Source organism: Streptomyces sp. C1-1 (assembly GCF_050214755.1).
GTDB lineage: Bacteria > Actinomycetota > Actinomycetes > Streptomycetales > Streptomycetaceae > Streptomyces.
This window is the reverse complement of sequence record NZ_CP189826.1, coordinates 2,142,542-2,160,114: the sequence shown is the minus strand read 5'-3', so window position 1 is coordinate 2,160,114 and position 17,573 is coordinate 2,142,542. Positions and strand designations below refer to the sequence as shown.

At 72.2% G+C, this 17,573-nt stretch carries 14 protein-coding genes and 1 pseudogene; 12 read left to right on the top strand and 3 right to left on the bottom strand.

The genetic code is table 11. The features are described from left to right. Window positions 1–15: 15 nt before the first annotated feature. Together ACQF4J_RS09910 and mmpA are read left to right on the top strand one after the other, a co-directional pair. Window positions 16–720: an endonuclease V gene (locus ACQF4J_RS09910; RefSeq protein WP_351804523.1), complete on the top strand. Its 705-nt coding sequence runs from the start codon at window positions 16–18 to the stop codon at window positions 718–720. A gap of 104 nt (window positions 721–824) precedes the next feature. After that, a complete protein-coding gene (gene mmpA / locus ACQF4J_RS09905; protein WP_203237637.1) occupies window positions 825–977 on the top strand; it encodes a morphogenic membrane protein MmpA in 153 nt (50 codons plus the stop codon). A 19-nt stretch (window positions 978–996) separates the two neighbouring features. Here mmpA and ACQF4J_RS09900 read toward each other — a convergent pair whose 3' ends face one another. Further along, window positions 997–2,175 carry a saccharopine dehydrogenase family protein gene (locus ACQF4J_RS09900; protein ID WP_351804521.1) on the bottom strand — a complete coding sequence of 393 codons (1,179 nt, stop codon included), beginning with the start codon at window positions 2,173–2,175 and terminating at the stop codon, window positions 997–999. A gap of 203 nt (window positions 2,176–2,378) precedes the next feature. Between ACQF4J_RS09900 and ACQF4J_RS09895 the strand changes: the two genes are divergently transcribed. From ACQF4J_RS09895 to ACQF4J_RS09870, 6 genes are all read left to right on the top strand, one after another. Continuing rightward, window positions 2,379–3,509: a CaiB/BaiF CoA transferase family protein gene (locus tag ACQF4J_RS09895; RefSeq protein ID WP_351583732.1), complete on the top strand. Its 1,131-nt coding sequence runs from the start codon at window positions 2,379–2,381 to the stop codon at window positions 3,507–3,509. Beyond that, window positions 3,506–4,648, top strand: coding sequence for an acyl-CoA dehydrogenase family protein (locus tag ACQF4J_RS09890; protein WP_427165481.1), 1,143 nt, complete (start codon window positions 3,506–3,508; stop codon window positions 4,646–4,648). The genes ACQF4J_RS09895 and ACQF4J_RS09890 overlap by 4 nt, the downstream gene beginning before the upstream one ends. Window positions 4,649–4,692: 44 nt before the next feature. Next, window positions 4,693–5,907 carry an acetyl-CoA C-acetyltransferase gene (locus ACQF4J_RS09885; protein ID WP_351583726.1) on the top strand — a complete coding sequence of 405 codons (1,215 nt, stop codon included), beginning with the start codon at window positions 4,693–4,695 and terminating at the stop codon, window positions 5,905–5,907. Window positions 5,908–5,948: 41 nt separating this feature from the next. Then, the gene (locus ACQF4J_RS09880) at window positions 5,949–8,123 is read left to right on the top strand and encodes a 3-hydroxyacyl-CoA dehydrogenase NAD-binding domain-containing protein (protein ID WP_427165480.1); all 2,175 of its coding nucleotides are present in this window, start codon (window positions 5,949–5,951) and stop codon (window positions 8,121–8,123) included. A 145-nt stretch (window positions 8,124–8,268) separates the two neighbouring features. Then, a complete protein-coding gene (locus ACQF4J_RS09875; RefSeq protein ID WP_351583720.1) occupies window positions 8,269–9,897 on the top strand; it encodes a thiamine pyrophosphate-binding protein in 1,629 nt (542 codons plus the stop codon). Window positions 9,898–10,003: 106 nt separating this feature from the next. Next, window positions 10,004–11,338, top strand: coding sequence for a glycoside hydrolase domain-containing protein (locus ACQF4J_RS09870; RefSeq protein ID WP_351583717.1), 1,335 nt, complete (start codon window positions 10,004–10,006; stop codon window positions 11,336–11,338). A 9-nt stretch (window positions 11,339–11,347) separates the two neighbouring features. Here ACQF4J_RS09870 and ACQF4J_RS09865 read toward each other — a convergent pair whose 3' ends face one another. Continuing rightward, complete coding sequence (locus ACQF4J_RS09865; protein WP_351583714.1) at window positions 11,348–12,073, bottom strand: MerR family transcriptional regulator; 726 nt, start codon at window positions 12,071–12,073, stop codon at window positions 11,348–11,350. 25 nt (window positions 12,074–12,098) lie between these two features. Here ACQF4J_RS09865 and ACQF4J_RS09860 point away from each other — a divergent pair. The 3 genes and pseudogenes from ACQF4J_RS09860 to ACQF4J_RS09850 form a co-directional block, all read left to right on the top strand. Beyond that, window positions 12,099–12,467 (top strand): annotated as a pseudogene (locus ACQF4J_RS09860) (amino acid permease); the annotation flags it as partial. Between the two features lie 42 nt (window positions 12,468–12,509). Further along, window positions 12,510–12,998, top strand: coding sequence for a macro domain-containing protein (locus tag ACQF4J_RS09855; RefSeq protein ID WP_427165479.1), 489 nt, complete (start codon window positions 12,510–12,512; stop codon window positions 12,996–12,998). Beyond that, window positions 12,995–13,897: an adenosine kinase gene (locus tag ACQF4J_RS09850; protein WP_427165478.1), complete on the top strand. Its 903-nt coding sequence runs from the start codon at window positions 12,995–12,997 to the stop codon at window positions 13,895–13,897. Before ACQF4J_RS09855 ends, ACQF4J_RS09850 begins: the two co-directional genes overlap by 4 nt. A gap of 15 nt (window positions 13,898–13,912) precedes the next feature. Here ACQF4J_RS09850 and ACQF4J_RS09845 read toward each other — a convergent pair whose 3' ends face one another. Beyond that, the gene (locus tag ACQF4J_RS09845) at window positions 13,913–15,400 is read right to left on the bottom strand and encodes a M1 family metallopeptidase (RefSeq protein ID WP_427165477.1); all 1,488 of its coding nucleotides are present in this window, start codon (window positions 15,398–15,400) and stop codon (window positions 13,913–13,915) included. A 201-nt stretch (window positions 15,401–15,601) separates the two neighbouring features. Between ACQF4J_RS09845 and ACQF4J_RS09840 the strand changes: the two genes are divergently transcribed. Further along, on the top strand, window positions 15,602–17,563 hold the full coding sequence (locus ACQF4J_RS09840; RefSeq protein ID WP_427165476.1) for a Xaa-Pro dipeptidyl-peptidase: 1,962 nt from the start codon (window positions 15,602–15,604) through the stop codon (window positions 17,561–17,563). Window positions 17,564–17,573 lie beyond the last annotated feature (10 nt).

The following is a 17,573-nucleotide window of genomic DNA, read 5'->3' as shown; positions in this document are numbered from 1 at the left end:
ACGCTCGTCCCCATCATGACGAGCGTACGCATTCCCGCGGGCTGGCCCGCGACCGAGGAAGAGGCCCGGGCCGTGCAGGACGAACTGCGGGCCCGGGTGGTGCTGGACGAGCCCGGCCCGCCGCCCGGGAGCGGGCACGTGACGGGCGTCGACGTCGCCTACGACGACGAGCGGGACGTCGTCGCGGCCGCGGCGGTCGTCCTGGACGCCGCGACGCTGCGGGTCGTCGCGGAGGCCACCGCGATCGGCCGCATCTCGTTCCCGTACGTCCCCGGGCTGCTCGCCTTCCGGGAGATCCCCACCGTCGTCGCCGCCCTCGACGCCCTGCCGTGCCCGCCGGGCCTGGTCGTCTGCGACGGTTACGGCCTCGCCCACCCCCGGCGCTTCGGCCTCGCCAGCCACCTGGGCGTGCTGACGGACCTTCCGACGATCGGCGTCGCGAAGAACCCCTTCACGTTCCGGTACGACGACCCGGCCGCCCCGCGCGGCAGCACCTCCCCCCTCCTCGCGGACACCGAGGCGGACACCGAGGAGGTCGGCCGCGCCCTGCGCACCCGCGATTCGGTCAAGCCGGTGTTCGTCTCGGTCGGCCACCGCACGACCCTCGACAACGCCTGCGCCCACGTCCTGGCCCTGACCCCCGCCTACCGCCTCCCGGAGACCACCCGCAGAGCGGACACCCTGTGCCGCAGGGCGCTGCGGGAGGCGACCGAGGCCTGACGGCCCACGCCTCCGGGTACCCGATCCGAGTACCGGGACTGAGTACCCGGACTGAGTACGTGTACGGATGTGGGCGGGCCGTCCCGGTCGGCAGGCTGGCCCGCATGACGACGCATCGCGCCCGCGCTCCCAAGCCCCTCGCCGACCCGAACCGTCCCGTCGAGCGTGCCGTGACGGCCGCCCTGGTCCTCGCCGTGCTGGCGGGGCTCGGCTGGATCGGCGGAATGATCTACACGGTGGCCGGCTGGTCGCTGTAGGGCCCGCGCGGGCCGCTGGTCATCGGCTCGCGGCCACCCGGAAGGTGATGCCCGCCCGGCGCAGCCGCTCGGTCAGGGCGTCGCCCATCGCGACCGCCGTGGTGACCTGGCCGGACGTCGGCGGGAGGTCGTCGAAGGCCAGGGACAGGGCCGACTCGGCGAACATCTTGGCCGTCTCGTCGTAGCCGGGATCGCCGCCCGCGACCTCGGTGAAGACCCGCCGGCCGCCGCCCTCCCCGACGAAGCGGACGGAGAACCAGCTCTTGGCGCGCTTCTCGGGACCCGGTCCGTCGCCCGGCTTGAGCCGGTCCGACAACCAGCGCCGCGCGGGCGGCAGTTGAGCCGCCGCGACCAGCGCGCCCATGGCCGCCGCCCCGCCCACCGCAACGGGCAGGTGCCGCACCGCCGCGTAGTGCCGGTAGCGGAAGTCCGGGCCGTAGCGCTCCAGCGCCTTCGCGGACCGGTGCACGATCTGCGGGTCGATGGTCGGCAGCGGCAGCGCCCAGGCGCCGACCTCCTTGGCGAAGCGGGGCGCACCGGTCGGCGCGGCGGCCCGCCTGCCCACCAGGCGCGGTTCGTGGCGGCGCCGGTCCCGCTCGGCGGCCAGCATCGGCCGCAGCCGGGAGAACTGGTTGAGCGCCGAGGCGAACGTACCGCCCGAGAAGGTGGCGTCGGCGGTGACGAACCCGTCCACCCTCAGCGGCACGCCCTCAGGCAGCTGCCGCACCGTGAAGTACGCGCCCAGATCGTGCGGGACCGAGTCGAACCCGCACGCGTGCACCAGCCGTGCACCCGTCTCACGCGCGCGTGCGTCGTGCCGCACATAGGTCAGGTCCACGAACTCCGGCTCGCCGGTGAGGTCGAGATAGTCGGCCCCCGTGTCGGCGCAGGCGGCGACGAGGTCCTCGCCGTAGGTCACGTACGGTCCCACGGTCGTGGCCACCACACGCGCGTGCTCGGCGAGTTCGCGCAGTGAGGCCGGCTCGGTCACGTCGGCCGTCAGCACTCCGGCCTGTTCGCCGCCCGGCAGCCGCTCGCGCAGCTCCTGGAGCCTGCGCTCGCTGCGGCCCGCGATCGCCCAGCGCAGCCCGTCGGGCGCGTGCGCGGCGAGGTACTGCGCGGTGAGCGTCCCGACGAACCCCGTGGCTCCGAAAAGCACGATGTCGTACGGACGGTCCGTCCTGTTCAGCCTGCTCATGACACCTCTCGTCCGCTGCGCGCGCCGTTGTCGGTGGCCGAGGCTAGCTTGAACAGTGCCGAGCCCCGGCGCCGGGTGGCGCGCGCTCACCATAATTGGCTAAGCGCTTGCTCGTCCGGGTCTTGTGCTCATCGGGACAGGTTCATAGCATCACTGGTGTTACATCAGTTGTGTCATACCCGTGTGATCAGTCTGGGGGCCGGATGGCGACGACGCCAGGGCAGGGGCCGCTCACCGGCGTGCGCGTGGTCGAGCTGGCCGGGATCGGGCCCGGCCCGTTCGCCGCCATGCTCCTGGCCGACCTGGGCGCCGACGTCGTCCGCGTGGACCGCCCCGGCGGCGTCGGTCTCGCGATCGACCCCGCCTACGACGTGACCAACCGCAACAAGCGTTCGGTCGTCGTCGACCTCAAAGCCGCCGACGGACCCGCACGCGTCCTGGACCTGGCCGCCCGCGCCGACATCCTCGTCGAGGGCTACCGCCCCGGCGTCGCCGAGCGCCTCGGCGTCGGCCCCGAGGACTGCCACGCCCGCAACCCCGCGCTCGTCTACGGCCGCATGACCGGCTGGGGCCAGCAGGGCCCCCTCGCCCAGCGAGCCGGCCACGACATCGCCTACATCGCGCTCACCGGCACGCTCGGCATGATCGGCGAACCGGGCCTGCCGCCGGCCGTCCCCGCCAACCTCCTCGGCGACTACGCGGGCGGCTCCCTCTACCTCGTCGTCGGCGTCCTCGCCGCCCTCCACCACGCGCGCGCCACCGGCGCCGGCCAGGTCGTCGACGCCGCCATCGTCGACGGCACCTCCCACCTCTCCGCGATGATCCACGGCATGCTCGCCGCCGGCGGCTGGCAGGACCGGCGCGGCGCCAACCTCCTGGACGGCGGCTGCCCGTACTACGGCACCTACGCCACGGCCGACGGCCGGTACATGGCGGTCGGCCCCCTGGAGCCGCAGTTCTACGACGAGTTCGTCACCCTGCTCGACCTGCCGGAGCACGCCGACGCCCGCAAGGACTGGACCCGCTGGGGCGAGCTGCGCGAGGCGGTCGCCGCCCGCTTCGCGTCCCGCACCAGGGACGAGTGGACGACCGTCTTCGAGGGCTCCGACGCGTGCGTGGCCCCCGTGCTCTCCCTCGGCGAGGCCCCCGGCCACCCGCACCTCGCCGCCCGCGGCACCTTCACCGACCACGGCGGCATCACCCAGCCCGCCCCCGCACCCCGTTTCTCCGCGACCCCCACCACCGTGCGCACCGGCCCCGCCCGGCCGGGCGCCGACACCGCCGGCGTGGCACGCGACTGGGACGTACCCGACCTCCTGAAGGGCCTCGAATGAAGCGGCAGATCTTCGCCCCCGAGCACGACGCGTTCCGGGAGACCGTGCGCGCCTTCCTGGCGAGGGAGGTGCTGCCGCACTACGAGCAGTGGGAGAAGGACGGCATCGTCTCGCGCGAGGCCTGGCGCGCGGCCGGCAAGCAGGGCCTGCTCGGACTCGCCGTGCCCGAGGAGTACGGCGGCGGGGGCACCGACGACTTCCGCTACAGCGCCGTACTGGCGGAGGAGTTCACGCGCGCGGGCGCGCCCGGCCTCGCCCTCGGCCTGCACAACGACATCATCGGCCCCTACCTCACCTCGCTGGCCACCGAGGAGCAGAAGCGGCGCTGGCTGCCCGGCTTCTGCGACGGCTCGATCGTCACCGCCATCGCCATGACCGAACCCGGCGCGGGCTCCGACCTGCAGGGCATCAGGACCCACGCCGAGGACCGCGGCGACCACTGGGTGCTCAACGGCTCCAAGACCTTCATCTCCAACGGCATCCTCGCCGACCTGGTGATCGTGGTCGCGCGGACGACGCCCGAGGGCGGTGCGCGCGGGCTGTCGCTGCTCGTCGTCGAGCGGGGCATGGAGGGCTTCGAGCGCGGACGCAACCTCGACAAGATCGGGCAGAAGGCGCAGGACACGGCCGAGCTGTTCTTCCACGACGTGCGCGTGCCCAAGCAGAACCTCCTCGGCGAGCTCAACGGCGCCTTCGTCCATCTGATGACCAACCTCGCGCAGGAGCGCCTGAGCATCGCCGTGTCCGCGATCGCCGCGGCCGAGCACCTGCTGGAGATCACCACCGAGTACGTCAGGGAGCGCGAGGCCTTCGGCCGGCCGCTCGCGACCAAGCAGCACATCCGCTTCGAGGTGGCCGAGATGGCGACCGAGTGCGCGGTCACCCGGACCTTCCTGGACCGCTGCGTCGAGGAGCACGCGAACGGCACGCTCGACGCGGTGCACGCCTCGATGGCCAAGTGGTGGGCGACCGAGCTGCAGAAACGGGTCACCGACCGCTGCCTCCAACTGCACGGGGGATACGGCTACATGAGCGAGTATCCCGTCGCCAGGGCCTTCGTCGACGGCCGTATCCAGACCATCTACGGCGGTACGACCGAGATCATGAAGGAGATCATCGGCCGTTCCCTGCTCGGCTGAAGCTCTCCCGCCCGGCCCGACCCTCACCCTCGAAAGGCTTCCCAGTGAGCACCGAAGCGTACGTGTACGACGCGATCCGCACCCCGCGCGGCCGCGGCAAGGCGAACGGCGCCCTGCACGGCACCAAGCCCGTCGACCTGGTCGTGGGCCTCATCCACGAGCTCCGCGGCCGCTTCCCGGACCTCGACCCGGCCGCGATCGACGACATCGTCCTCGGCGTCGTCGGACCGGTGGGCGACCAGGGCTCCGACATCGCCCGCATCGCGGCGATCGCCGCGGGCCTGCCGGACACGGTCGCCGGCGTGCAGGAGAACCGCTTCTGTGCCTCGGGCCTGGAAGCCGTCAACATGGCCGCCGCCAAGGTGCGTTCCGGCTTCGAGGACCTCGTCCTCGCGGGCGGCGTCGAGTCCATGTCCCGGGTGCCGATGGCCTCCGACGGCGGCGCCTGGTTCAACGACCCGATGACCAACATCGCCACCAACTTCGTGCCGCAGGGCATCGGCGCCGACCTGATCGCCACCATCGAGGGCTTCTCCCGCCGGGACGTCGACGAGTACGCCGCCCTGTCGCAGGAGCGCGCGGCCACCGCCTGGAAGGAGGGCCGCTTCGACCGCTCCGTCGTGCCGGTGAGGGACCGCAGCGGCCTGACGGTCCTCGACCACGACGAGCACCCGCGCCCGGGCACCACCGCCGACTCCCTGGCCCAGCTCAAGCCGTCCTTCGCGGACATCGGCGAACTGGGCGGCTTCGACGCCGTCGCCCTGCAGAAGTACCACTGGGTCGAGAAGATCGACCACGTCCACCACGCCGGCAACTCCTCCGGCATCGTCGACGGCTCCGCGCTGGTCGCCATCGGCTCCAAGGAGATCGGCGAGCGCTACGGCCTCACGCCCCGCGCGCGGATCGTCTCCGCCGCCGTCTCGGGCTCCGAGCCCACCATCATGCTCACCGGCCCCGCCCCCGCCACCCGCAAGGCGCTCGCCAAGGCCGGCCTGACCATCGACGACATCGACCTCGTCGAGATCAACGAGGCCTTCGCGGCGGTCGTCCTGCGCTTCGTGAAGGACATGGGCCTGTCCCTGGACAAGGTCAACGTCAACGGCGGAGCCATCGCCCTCGGCCACCCCCTCGGCGCGACCGGCGCGATGATCCTGGGCACGCTCGTCGACGAACTGGAGCGCCAGGACAAGCGGTACGGCCTGGCGACCCTCTGCGTCGGCGGCGGCATGGGCATCGCCACCATCGTCGAGCGCGTCTGAACACCCCAGCGGCCACAAGAGACTTCTACGGAGACCCCCTCATGACCGAGAGCACCACCATCCGCTGGGAACAGGACCGCACCGGCGTCGTCACCCTCGTGATCGACGACCCGAACCAGTCCGCGAACACCATGAACCAGGCGTTCCGCGACTCCCTGGCCGTGATCACCGACCGCCTGGAGGCCGAGAAGGACTCCATCCGCGGCGTCATCGTCACCTCCGCCAAGAAGACCTTCTTCGCCGGCGGCGACCTGCGCGACCTCATCCGGGTCACCCCCGAGACCGCGCAGGACCTCTTCGACGGCGGCATGGCGATCAAGCGCAACCTGCGCCGCATCGAGACCCTCGGCAAGCCGGTCGTCGCCGCGATCAACGGCGCAGCCCTCGGCGGCGGTTACGAGATCGCGCTCGCCTGCCACCACCGCGTCGCCCTCGACGCCCCCGGCTCCAAGATCGGCTGCCCCGAGGTCACCCTGGGCCTGCTGCCCGGAGGCGGCGGCGTGGTCCGCACCGTCCGCCTGCTGGGCATCGCCGACGCCCTGCTGAAGGTCCTGCTCCAGGGCACCCAGTACAACCCGCAACGCGCCCTGGCCAACGGCCTGGTCGACGACGTGGCCGCCACCCAGGACGAACTGCTCGCCAAGGCGCGCGCCTTCATCGACGCCAACCCCGCCTCGCAGCAACCCTGGGACAAGCCGGGCTACCGCATCCCGGGCGGCACCCCCGCCAACCCCAAGTTCGCGGCCAACCTGCCCGCCTTCCCCGCCAACCTGCGCAAGCAGACCGGCGGCGCCCCCTACCCGGCCCCGCGCAACATCCTCGCCGCGGCCGTCGAGGGCTCCCAGGTCGACTTCGAGACCGCCCAGGTCATCGAGGCCCGGTACTTCGTGGAGCTGGCCGCCGGCCAGACCTCCAAGAACATGATCCAGGCCTTCTTCTTCGACCTCCAGGCCGTCAACTCCGGCGCCAACCGCCCCAAGGGCATCGAGCCCCGCAAGGTCCGCAAGGTCGCCGTCCTCGGCGCCGGGATGATGGGCGCGGGCATCGCCTACTCCTGCGCCCGCGCCGGCATCGACGTCGTCCTGAAGGACGTGTCCCTGGAGGCGGCCGTCAAGGGCAAGGCCTACTCCGAGAAGCTGTGCGCCAAGGCCGTCTCCCGCGGCCGTACCACCCAGGAGAAGGCGGACGCGCTGCTCGCCCGCATCACGCCGGCCGCCGACCCGCAGGACGTCGCCGGCTGCGACGCGGTGATCGAGGCCGTGTTCGAGAACCCCGAACTCAAGCACAAGGTCTTCCAGGAGATCCAGCACATCGTCGAGCCGGACGCGCTGCTGTGCTCCAACACCTCCACCCTCCCCATCACCGTCCTCGCCGAAGGTGTGGAGCGCCAGGCCGACTTCATCGGCCTGCACTTCTTCTCGCCGGTCGACAAGATGCCGCTCGTCGAGATCATCAAGGGCGAGCGGACCGGCGAGGAGGCCCTCGCGCGCGCCTTCGACCTGGTCCGGCAGATCAAGAAGACCCCGATCGTCGTCAACGACTCGCGCGGCTTCTTCACCTCCCGGGTGATCGGCCACTTCATCAACGAGGGCGTCGCCATGGTCGGCGAGGGCGTCGAGCCCGCGTCCGTCGAACAGGCGGCCGCCCAGGCGGGTTATCCGGCCAAGGTGCTCTCCCTGATGGACGAGCTGACCCTCACCCTGCCGCGCAAGATCCGCAACGAGTCCCGGCGGGCCGTGGAGGAGGCGGGCGGCACCTGGGCGACGCACCCCGCGGAGGCCGTCATCGACCGCATGGTCGACGAGTTCGACCGCCCGGGCCGCAGCGGGGGAGCGGGCTTCTACGACTACGACGAGGCCGGCAAGCGGGCCGGTCTGTGGCCGGGACTGCGCGAGCACTTCACCGAGCCGGGGCACGAGATCCCGTTCGAGGACATGCAGGAACGCATGCTCTTCTCCGAGGCCCTCGACACGGTCCGTCTGCTGGAGGAGGGCGTCCTCACGTCGGTCGCCGACGCCAACATCGGGTCGATCTTCGGCATCGGCTTCCCCGGCTGGACGGGCGGGGTGCTGCAGTACATCAACGGCTACGACGGCGGACTGCCCGGATTCGTGGCACGCGCGCGTGAGCTGGCCGAGCGCTACGGCGAGCGGTTCGAGCCGCCCGCGCTACTGGTGCGCAAGGCCGAGCAGGGGGAGCGGTTCGCGGACGCGTAGCGAACGAGGGCGGCGGCGCCGGTACCTCCCGGCGCCGCTGCCCGGTTTCTTTCGGTCGGGGACCGGACCCGCTTGCCCTCCGGCGCCGGGACACCGACGCTGACCCGCGAGCCGTCAGCACGGCCCCACCCCCGGAGGAGCCCCCATGGGATACCGTCCCGCCCTCGCCGTCCTGGACATCCTGCGCGGTGAGGGTGTGGACCGCGTCTTCGGCAACCCCGGCACCACCGAACTCCCCTTCCTGGCCGCCCTGTCGGACGCCTCCGACGCTCCCGAGTACGTGTTCGGCGTCCACGAGGGCGCCGTCGTCTCCATGGCCGACGGCTACGCCCGCGGCACCGGCCGCCCGGCCTTCGTCAGCCTGCACATCGCCGCCGGCCTCGCCAACGGCCTCATCGGCCTGCTCAACGCCCGTCGCTCCCGCACCCCCCTCGTGGTGACGGCCGGTCAGCAGGACCGCCGCCACCTCCAGCAGGACCCCATGCTCTCCGGCGACCTCATCGGCATCGCCACCCCCGCGGTCAAGGCGGCGTACGACGTCCAGCACGCCCACGACCTGCCGCTCGCCCTGCGCCGCGCCTTCGCCCTGGCCGTACGCCCGCCCGCCGGGCCGGTGTTCCTGTCCGTCCCCACCGACCTGCTCACCGAGGACACCGAGGTCGAGGTCCCGGCCCGCACCCCCGTGCCGCCCGCGGGACCCGCCGCCGGCCTCGAACGCGCCGCCGCCCTGCTCGCCGCCGCCACCCGCCCGGCCATCGTCGCGGGCGACGGCGTGGGCCGCGAGGGCGCGCTGGCCGCACTGGTGCGCACGGCGGAGGCCTGCGGGGCGGTCGTCCACCACCAGCCCATGGCGGACTGTCTCGACTTCCCCACCACGCACCCCCTGCACGCCGGGATGCTGCCGCCCCGTCACGACGCCGTCCGCGCCGCCCTGGCCGGGTACGACACCGTCCTGATCGTCGGAGCGCACGCCTTCACGCCCCACGCCTACACGCCCGGCCCCCCGCTGCCACCCGGCCTCCAGGTCGTCCAGCTCGACTCCGACCCGCACGAGATCGGCCGCAACTTCCCCGCGGCGACCGGCCTGGTGGGCGCACTGGCCCCCTCCCTGGACCGGCTCTCGGAACTCCTGCGGAACCGCGTCCCCGCCCACACCGCCAAGTCCCGCACGCTACGCGCCGGTGAGCGCCACGCCGCCGAGCGCGACCGCGTCGAGTCCGCCGCCCGCGCCGCCTACTCCCCGGCCCCGCTGGCCCCCTGGGCTGCCGCCCACGCCGTCGCCCGCGGTCTGCCCCGGGACGCCGTGGTCGTCGAAGAGGCCATCACCGTCGGCCTGTTGCTCCGCCGCCTCGTCCGCCTCGACCGCCCCGGCAGCTACACCCACACCGTCGGCGGCGGCCTCGGCTGGGGCATCGGTGCCGCCGTCGGCCGCGCCCTCGCCGAACCGGGCCGCCCGGTGGTCGCCGTCCTCGGCGACGGCTCCACCCTGTTCGGCCTCCAGGGCCTGTGGAGCGCTGCCCGGCAGAACACCCCCGTCCTGTTCGTGGTGATGGGCAACGGCGCCTACCGCACCGTGCAGGACACCTACGAGGCGATGGGCGGCCGGGGCGTCTGCCCGGGCACGGAACTGGGGGAGCTGGACTTCACGCAGGCGGCCCGGTTCTTCGGGGTGGACGCGGTACGAGCCGAGAGCGCCGACCAGCTGCGTGAACTGGTCGCGAAGGCCGGGGAACTGACCGGGCCGCTGCTGATCGACGTACCGCTGCGGTCGTGAACAAGGCCGAGCCGGCCCCGGCGGGGGGCCGGTCGGCCCATGGCGGCGCACCGGGACCGCCCCCACGCTGACGGCACATCAACTGACAGCCGCCCGGGAGGCCGTCATGCCGCATCGGCGCACCACCCCACGAAGACTGCTCGTCCTGTCGTCCGCCTGCGTCCTGACCGCGGCGGCCGCCCTGGCCCTGGCCCCCGCCGCCACCGCGGAACCGGCCACCTCCGTCGCCTACCCGTCCGGTGCGAGCGCCACCCGCTACTCGGGCCTCGCCTTCGACACCTGTACGGCACCGCCGCTCGCGTCCGTGCAGGCCTGGAGCTCCTCGCCGTACCGCGCCCTCGGCGTCTACGTCTCCGGCGTCAACCGCACCTGCGCCCAGCCGCAGTTGACCGCATCCTGGGTGGCCTCGGTGTCCCAGCTGAAGTGGCGTCTGCTGCCCATCCACAAGGGCCTGCAGCCGCCCTGCGGAGCCCGCCCGACCGACTCCAAGATCAGCACGACGCCGGCCACCGCCCGCTCGCAGGGCACCGCCGCGGCCACCGAGGCGGTCACGGCGGCGAAAGCGCTCGGCATGCGGCCGGGCAGCGCCCTCTACAACGACATCGAGAACTACAGCCAGACGGACACCACGTGCCGCACGGCCGTCCTGACCTACCTCTCCGCCTGGACGAAGGAACTGCACCGCGTCGGCTGGGTCTCCGGCGTCTACATGAACCTCAACCTGGGCGCGGGGCAACTCGCCGCCGTATACACGTCGACCGGTTACGCGCGCCCGGACGCCCTGTGGATCGCGCGCTACGACGGGGTCGACTCCCTCAAGGGCTGGAGCGGCGTGACCGACTCCAAGTGGGCCGTCCACCAGCGCGCCAAGCAGTTCCGCGGCGGCCACGACGAGACCTACGGCGGCGTCACCCTCAACATCGACACCGACCGCCTGGACGCTCCCGTCGCCACGGTCGCGCACCCCTACAAGGTGACCAGCACGACCGCCCTCAACGCCCGCACCGGTCCCTCGACGAGCTACCCCGTCGCCGCGACCTACGCCCCCGGCACCACCCTGGACGTCGTCTGCCAGGCCCCCGGAGCCAAGGTCGCCACCACGTCCGTGTGGGACAAGCTCCCCAACGGCACCTACGTCTCCGACCACTACGTCGGCACCCCGTCCGACACCGGCTACAGCTCCCCGCTGCCCCGCTGCACCTACCCCTACCAGGTGACCGCCTCGGGCGGCCTGACCGAGCGCAGCGGCCCCGGCTCCGGTTACACCGCCGTCGGCACCTCACCGAACGGCGCGCTCGCCTGGGTCACCTGCCAGCGGACCGGGACGACGGTCGGCACGACGAAGATCTGGGACCGCCTCGACAACGGCCACTACGTCTCCGACCACTACGTGGCGACACCCAGCGGCACGACGTACAGCAAGCCGATCCCGCGCTGCTGACCTGGTTCGTCAGGCGGGACGGCCGTCCTCCGAGGCGGTCAGCCACTGGTGGACCTCTTCCTTCAGCGACCGCTGGAACGTGGTCAGCAGCGCCTGCACCACGATGGGCTGCATGTGCGCGGACAGGGACTTCACGTCCTCCTCGGCCCGCTCGGACACCTCGCTGCGAAACAGCCGCGACAACTCGCGTGCCGCGGCCCGGGAGTGCTCGATCATCACCTCGCGCGCCGCGAGGATCGCCTCCTGGGACAGCGGTACGTCGAGGAGCTGCACGGCGAGCCGCAGCAGCCCCGAGTCCACCCGGAAGGCGTTCCCCTCGGGCCGCACGATGCCCATCGCCGTCAGCCGCTCGACGTCGTCCTCGTCCAGCGCCCGTCCCGCACGGCGCCGCAGCTCCTGTGGGGTCACCGTCTCCACGGTGTCCGGCGCCCAGGAGGCCACGACGGCCCGGTGGATCGCCAGGTCGTGGTGGCTGAGGTCCGCCGGCAGCTGCTCCATGTAGCGCTCGATCGCCGCCAGCGTCATGCCCTGGTGCTGCAGCTCCTCGATCAGGTTCAGCCGGGCCAGGTGGCCGGGCCCGTAGTGACCGACCCGGCGCGGACCGATCACCGGCGGCGGGATGAGCCCCTTCGTGCCGTAGAACCGGACCGTGCGGACCGTGATGCCGGCCCGCGCGGCCAGCTCGTCGATCGTGAGCGTCGGCTCCCCGGTGGCGCTGTCGGTGTCGGTCGTCATGTGCAGCAGTATCGCTGTCACACCAGTACTGCGAAACCTCGGCAGCCGCGCGCCGGACCCGGCGCCGAAGTTCACCGCCCGCATGAACCGCAGCCAGGTCCCCTACGGCGGCATCCTGCTCACCTGTGCGGTCTGCGTCCTCGGTGTCGGCCTCAACTACCTCGTGCCCGCGCAGGCCTTCGAGGTCGTGCTGAACGTCGCCTCGCTGGGCATCGTGTCGACCTGGGTGATCATCATGGTCTGCCACCTGGTCTTCGTCCGCCGCGCGAAGGCCGGCCGCAGGACCCTCCTCCTCATCCCCCTGATCACCGCGATGCTGACAGCGGGCTGGTTCGCCGTCCGCCACCGGGTCGCCCAGAGCCCGGACCAAGCCTCGGCGCGTCAGCCGAAGTAGCAGGTCAGGACCTCTGTCAGTGGCATCGCCTACGGTGGCGTCATGTCGGAGATCATCTACGTCCGGGGTGACGCCACCGTGCCGTCGGTCAAGGGCGTCAAGATGATCGCCCATGTCTGCAACGACATCGGGGGATGGGGCAAGGGCTTCGTGCTGGCGGTGTCGCGCCGCTGGCCGCAGCCCGAGGCGGCCTACCGCGCCTGGCACCGCGACCGCGCCACGAACGACTTCGGGCTGGGCGCGGTCCAGTGCGTCCAGGTCGAGCCGTATGTGTGGGTGGCCAACATGATCGGCCAGCGCGGGACCAGAACCGGCAGCAAGGGGGTCCCGGTCCGCTACGAGGCGATCGACACGGCCCTCGGCGGGCTGGCCGAGAAGGCCCTGGAGCTGGGGGCCTCCGTCCACATGCCCCGGATAGGGTGCGGTCTGGCGGGCGGCACCTGGTCCCGTGTCGAGCCGTTGATCCTGCGGCGGCTGGTGGAACGGGGTGTCGGCGTCACCGTCTACGACCATGGGGAGGGCTCAAGGTGAGTCGCGAGACCGACGTGCTCGTGCTGGGTGGCGCCGGGGTGGACACCATCGTGTACGTGCCGGAGCTGCCGCTGCCGTACGCGGACAGCTACATGATCGAGCGGGGCATCCGCACCCGCGCCGGGCAGACCGGCGACTTCGTCTCGCTCGGGCTCGCCGCCCTGGGCCTGCGCGTGCACCACCTCGACATGCTCGGCGACGACCCCGAGGGCGAACTGGTCCGCGCCCTGCACCAGGCGCACGGCATCCCGCTCACGGCGGTCCCGCAGCCCGCCGGGACGAAACGCGCCGTGAACCTCGTCGGTCCCGACGGCCGCCGCCTGTCCCTGTACGACTCCAGCCGCACCCGGAGCACCGACCGCCTCCCGGAGGCCCTGGTCCGCGAGCTGGCCGCCGCGAGCCGGCACGCGCACGTGTCCATCACCCAGCCGTGCGCCGAGGCCATACCCGTGCTGCGCGAGACCGGTGTGACCCTCTCCACCGACCTGCACGACTGGGACGGCGAGAACCCGTACCACCAGGCGTTCGCCGACGCCGCCGACATCGTCTTCCTGTCCGCCGCCGCCCTCACCGACCCGGAGCGGACGATGCGGCGGCTCACCGAGCGGGGCCGCGCCGAGGTGGTCGTGGCGATGGCCGGGGCGAAGGGCGCCTACCTGCTCGCCGACGACGAGCTCACCCACGTACCGCCCGTGGCGCCGCCCGCGCCGGTGGTCGACTCCAACGGCGCGGGCGACGCCTTCGTCTCCGCCTTCCTGCACGGCTGGCTCCACCGCGAGACCCCCCGGCGCTGCGCCCGCTACGGCAGCGTCGCGGGCGCCCACGCCTGCACGGTCGCCTCGACGCAGGCGGAGCCGATCGGCCGGGAGGAACTGCTCGCCAGGGCCGCCGAGTCGTAGAAGGCCGGGTGCGGCTCAGTGCACGTCGTTCGTCGCGGCGATCCTCTTCCACGACTTCGGCTGCGCGACCGCACCCGTCTTCGCCGCGATCGACGCGCCCTTCGCGGCGGCCGCCGCGGGCTTCACCGGCTGGAACAGCCACGTGTCGAACAGCGCGGACAACGACTTCCCGGAGACCCGCTCGGCGTACGCCCGGAAGTCGGCGACCGAGGCGTTGCCGTACGCGTGCTCCTGCGGCCAGCCCTTGAGAATGGCGAAGAACGCATCGTCACCGATCTCGTTGCGCAGCGCCTGGATCGCCAGCGCCCCCCGGTCGTAGACGGCGAGGTCGAACTGGTCGTCCGGCCCGGGGTCGCCCGGCTTCACCGTCCAGAACGCGTCGTCGGCCGGATGGGAGGCGTACACGTAGTCGGCGAGCTCCTGCGTGGTGCCCTCGCCCTCGTGCTCGGACCACAGCCACTGCGCGTACCGCGCGAAGCCCTCGTTGATCCAGATGTCCTTCCAGCCCTTGAGCGACACACTGTCGCCGTACCACTGGTGGGCCAGTTCATGGACGACCACGGACGTGTTGGAGCCGTTCGCGAACTGCTTCGGGCTGTAGTACACCCGGGTCTGCGTCTCCAGCGCGTACCCGGTGGTCGTGTTGGGCACGTACCCGCCGGCCGAGGCGAACGGGTACGGCCCGAAGTAGCCGCTGAGCCAGTCCACGAGCTCACCGGTGCGCTCCACGCTCGCCCGCGCGGCCCCGTCGTTGTCGCCGAGGTCCCTGCTGTAGGCGTTGACGACCGGCACGCCGCCTTCCGACGTGCCGGTCGTGATGTCGAACTTCCCGACGGCCAGCGTGGTCAGATAGGTCGCCTGCGGCTTGTTCTCCCGCCAGTTGTACCGGGTCCAGCCCAGCTTCGAACTCGTCGACTGCAGCGTGCCGTTGGAGATCGCCTGGGTGCCGTCGGGCACGGCCACCGACACGTCGTAGGTCGCCTTGTCGAGCGGGTGGTCGTTGCTCGGGTACCACCACCAGGCCGCCTCGGGCTCGTCGGCCGCTACCGCCCCGTCCGGGGTGCGGTGCCAGGTGTTGAAGCCGTACGCGCTCTTCGTGGACGGCACCCCGCTGTAGCGGACGACCACGGTGACGGGCGTGCCCTTGGCCAGCGGTGTCTTCGGCGTGATCACCAGCTCGTGCTGGCCGGAGGTGGTGAAAGAGGCCGCCGCGCCGTTGACCCGCACCTCGCTCACGTCCAGCAGGAAATCCAGGTCGAAGCTCGACAGGTCCTGTGTCGTCCTCGCCAGGATCGTCGCCGTACCCTCCAACTCATCGGTCGCGGGCTGGTACTTCAGGCGCAGATCGTAGTGGGAGACGTCGTAGCCGCCGTTGCCGTAGTACGGGTAGTAGGGGTCGCCGATACCCGGAGCGCCGGGGGAGAAGCTCGCCGCCGATGCCGGGATCGCCAGCAACAGGGAGGCCGCGGCGAGTGCGCCCGGCGCCAGGATTCTGGGGTGCACGGAAAGACTCCAAGTCGTAGGGGGGCGAAGTCTGTTCGGAGCCTATTCAGTCCCTGTGGCTCCGGATGTGTCCACAGCATCCCCTGTCACACGATCGCCATTCGGCCTTCATGAACCGACCGGACCGTAGGCCCCCGCAGTCACTCTCGCCGCCGACGCGCCTTCTTTTGCACGGTAGTTGACCGATGTAGCGTCCCGCGCATGCCCATACGCATGCGCTTCACGACCTGGAGACCGCTCGCGACGGTGGTCGTCGCCGTCCTCATGGCCGCCTTCCTCACCCCGGCGGTGGCCCACGGCGCCCCTCGCGAGAGCAGGCCCGTCTACTCGTACACGAACGCGATCCGCGAGGCCGTATGGGTGGACACCGGACTCGACGGCGACGGTGACGGGAAGACCGACCGCGTCGCCGCCGACATCGTCCGCCCCCGCGAACCCGCGGCGCAGCACCGCAAGATCCCCGTCATCATGGACGCCAGCCCCTACTACTCCTGCTGCGGCCGCGGCAACGAGAGCCAGAAGAAGACCTACGACGCGAACGGCGACGTCGTCCAGATGCCGCTGTTCTACGACAACTACTTCGTCCCCCGCGGCTACGCGTTCGTCGGCGTCGACCTCGCCGGCACCAACCGCTCCGACGGCTGCGTGGACGTCGGCGGCCGCTCCGACATCCAGTCCGCCAAGGCCGTCGTCGACTGGCTGAACGGCCGCGCCAGGGCGTACACGACCCGGACCGGGAACACCCGCGCCAGGGCGGACTGGACCAACGGCCGGACCGGCATGATCGGCAAGAGCTGGGACGCCACCATCGCCAACGGCGTCGCCGCCACCGGTGTCAAGGGCCTGCGGACGATCGTCCCGATGAGCGGCATCTCCTCCTGGTACGACTACTACTTCCAGCAGGGCGCCCCCCTCTACGACTCCGGCCCGGACTGGCTGAGCGACTACGTCGACAGCCCCGACGCCCGCGCCAGGTGCGCCGCCGTTCAGCAGAAGATCGTCGACGGCGCGCCGCGCACCGGCGACTGGACGCCGTTCTGGACCGAGCGCGACTACGTCAAGGACGCCGCCAAGGTGCGGGCCAGCGTCTTGCTGGTCCACGGCATGCAGGACCTCAACGTCCGCACCAAGCACTTCGGGCAGTGGTGGGACGCCCTCGCCCGGCACGGCGTCGAGCGGAAGATCTGGCTCTCCCAGACCGGTCACGTCGACCCCTTCGACTACCGGCGCGGCGCCTGGGTCGACACCCTGCACCGCTGGTTCGACCACGAACTCCTCGGCTACGACAACGGCGTCGACCGCGAGCCCATGGCCGACATCGAACGCCACCCGAACCAGTGGGTCACCTCCAAGGTCTGGCCGCCGCGCGGCACGGCCACCACCACGCTGCGCCCGGCCGGCGGTGCTCAGAACGGCGTCGGCACCCTCGGCCTCGCCACCGGCTCCGGCACCGAGACCTTCACCGACGACCCGAGTCACAGCGAGACCGACTGGGCCGCGCACATCGACACGCCGACGCCCGACAAGGCCGGCTTCGTCACCCGGCCCCTCACCCACGACCTGCGCCTGTCCGGTTCGTCGAAGGTGACGGTCACCGCGACCCCGACCACCGCCACGGCCCACCTCTCCGCCGTCCTGGTCGACCTCGGCCCCGACACCGTCCGTGACTACGCCGACGCCGCCGAGGGCATCACCACCCTCACCGACCGCAGCTGCTGGGGCGCGAGCACCCCGGGCGACAGCGCCTGCTTCAAGAACACCGCGGCGAAGACGGCCCACGTCGACCAGACCGTGTTCAGCCGCGGCTGGGCCGACCTCGGCACCTACGCCTCTCCCGGCAAGGGCGTCCCGCTCACCCCGGGCGAGGCGTACACGATCACCGTCGACCTCGCGGCCACCGACCACGTCGTCCCGGCCGGCCACCGCCTCGCCCTGATCGTCGCGGGCACCGACAAGGACCTCATCGACCCGCCCGCCGACAAGCCCACGCTCACCCTGGACCTCTCCCGCACCTCGGCCCGCGTCCCGCTCCTCGGCGGCGCCCCGGCCTTCGCGCGGGCGACCTCCGGCACGGCGCCCGCCCCCTCCCCGGTCACCCGTCCGTCCGGCGTGGGCGACCCCCGCGGCGTGCAGCGCGTTCCCGGGGACGCCGGCATCGGCTGATGTGGCGACC

What these genes read in the sequence shown, in the direction of transcription:
- ACQF4J_RS09910 (WP_351804523.1), top strand. Translation starts at nt 16, where the DNA reads ATGACGAGCGTACGCATTCCCGCGGGCTGGCCCGCGACCGAGGAAGAG.
- mmpA (WP_203237637.1), top strand. Translation starts at nt 825, where the DNA reads ATGACGACGCATCGCGCCCGCGCTCCCAAGCCCCTCGCCGACCCGAAC.
- ACQF4J_RS09900 (WP_351804521.1), bottom strand. Translation starts at nt 2,175, where the DNA reads ATGAGCAGGCTGAACAGGACGGACCGTCCGTACGACATCGTGCTTTTC.
- ACQF4J_RS09895 (WP_351583732.1), top strand. Translation starts at nt 2,379, where the DNA reads ATGGCGACGACGCCAGGGCAGGGGCCGCTCACCGGCGTGCGCGTGGTC.
- ACQF4J_RS09890 (WP_427165481.1), top strand. Translation starts at nt 3,506, where the DNA reads ATGAAGCGGCAGATCTTCGCCCCCGAGCACGACGCGTTCCGGGAGACC.
- ACQF4J_RS09880 (WP_427165480.1), top strand. Translation starts at nt 5,949, where the DNA reads ATGACCGAGAGCACCACCATCCGCTGGGAACAGGACCGCACCGGCGTC.
- ACQF4J_RS09875 (WP_351583720.1), top strand. Translation starts at nt 8,269, where the DNA reads ATGGGATACCGTCCCGCCCTCGCCGTCCTGGACATCCTGCGCGGTGAG.
- ACQF4J_RS09870 (WP_351583717.1), top strand. Translation starts at nt 10,004, where the DNA reads ATGCCGCATCGGCGCACCACCCCACGAAGACTGCTCGTCCTGTCGTCC.
- ACQF4J_RS09865 (WP_351583714.1), bottom strand. Translation starts at nt 12,073, where the DNA reads ATGACGACCGACACCGACAGCGCCACCGGGGAGCCGACGCTCACGATC.
- ACQF4J_RS09855 (WP_427165479.1), top strand. Translation starts at nt 12,510, where the DNA reads ATGTCGGAGATCATCTACGTCCGGGGTGACGCCACCGTGCCGTCGGTC.
- ACQF4J_RS09840 (WP_427165476.1), top strand. Translation starts at nt 15,602, where the DNA reads ATGCCCATACGCATGCGCTTCACGACCTGGAGACCGCTCGCGACGGTG.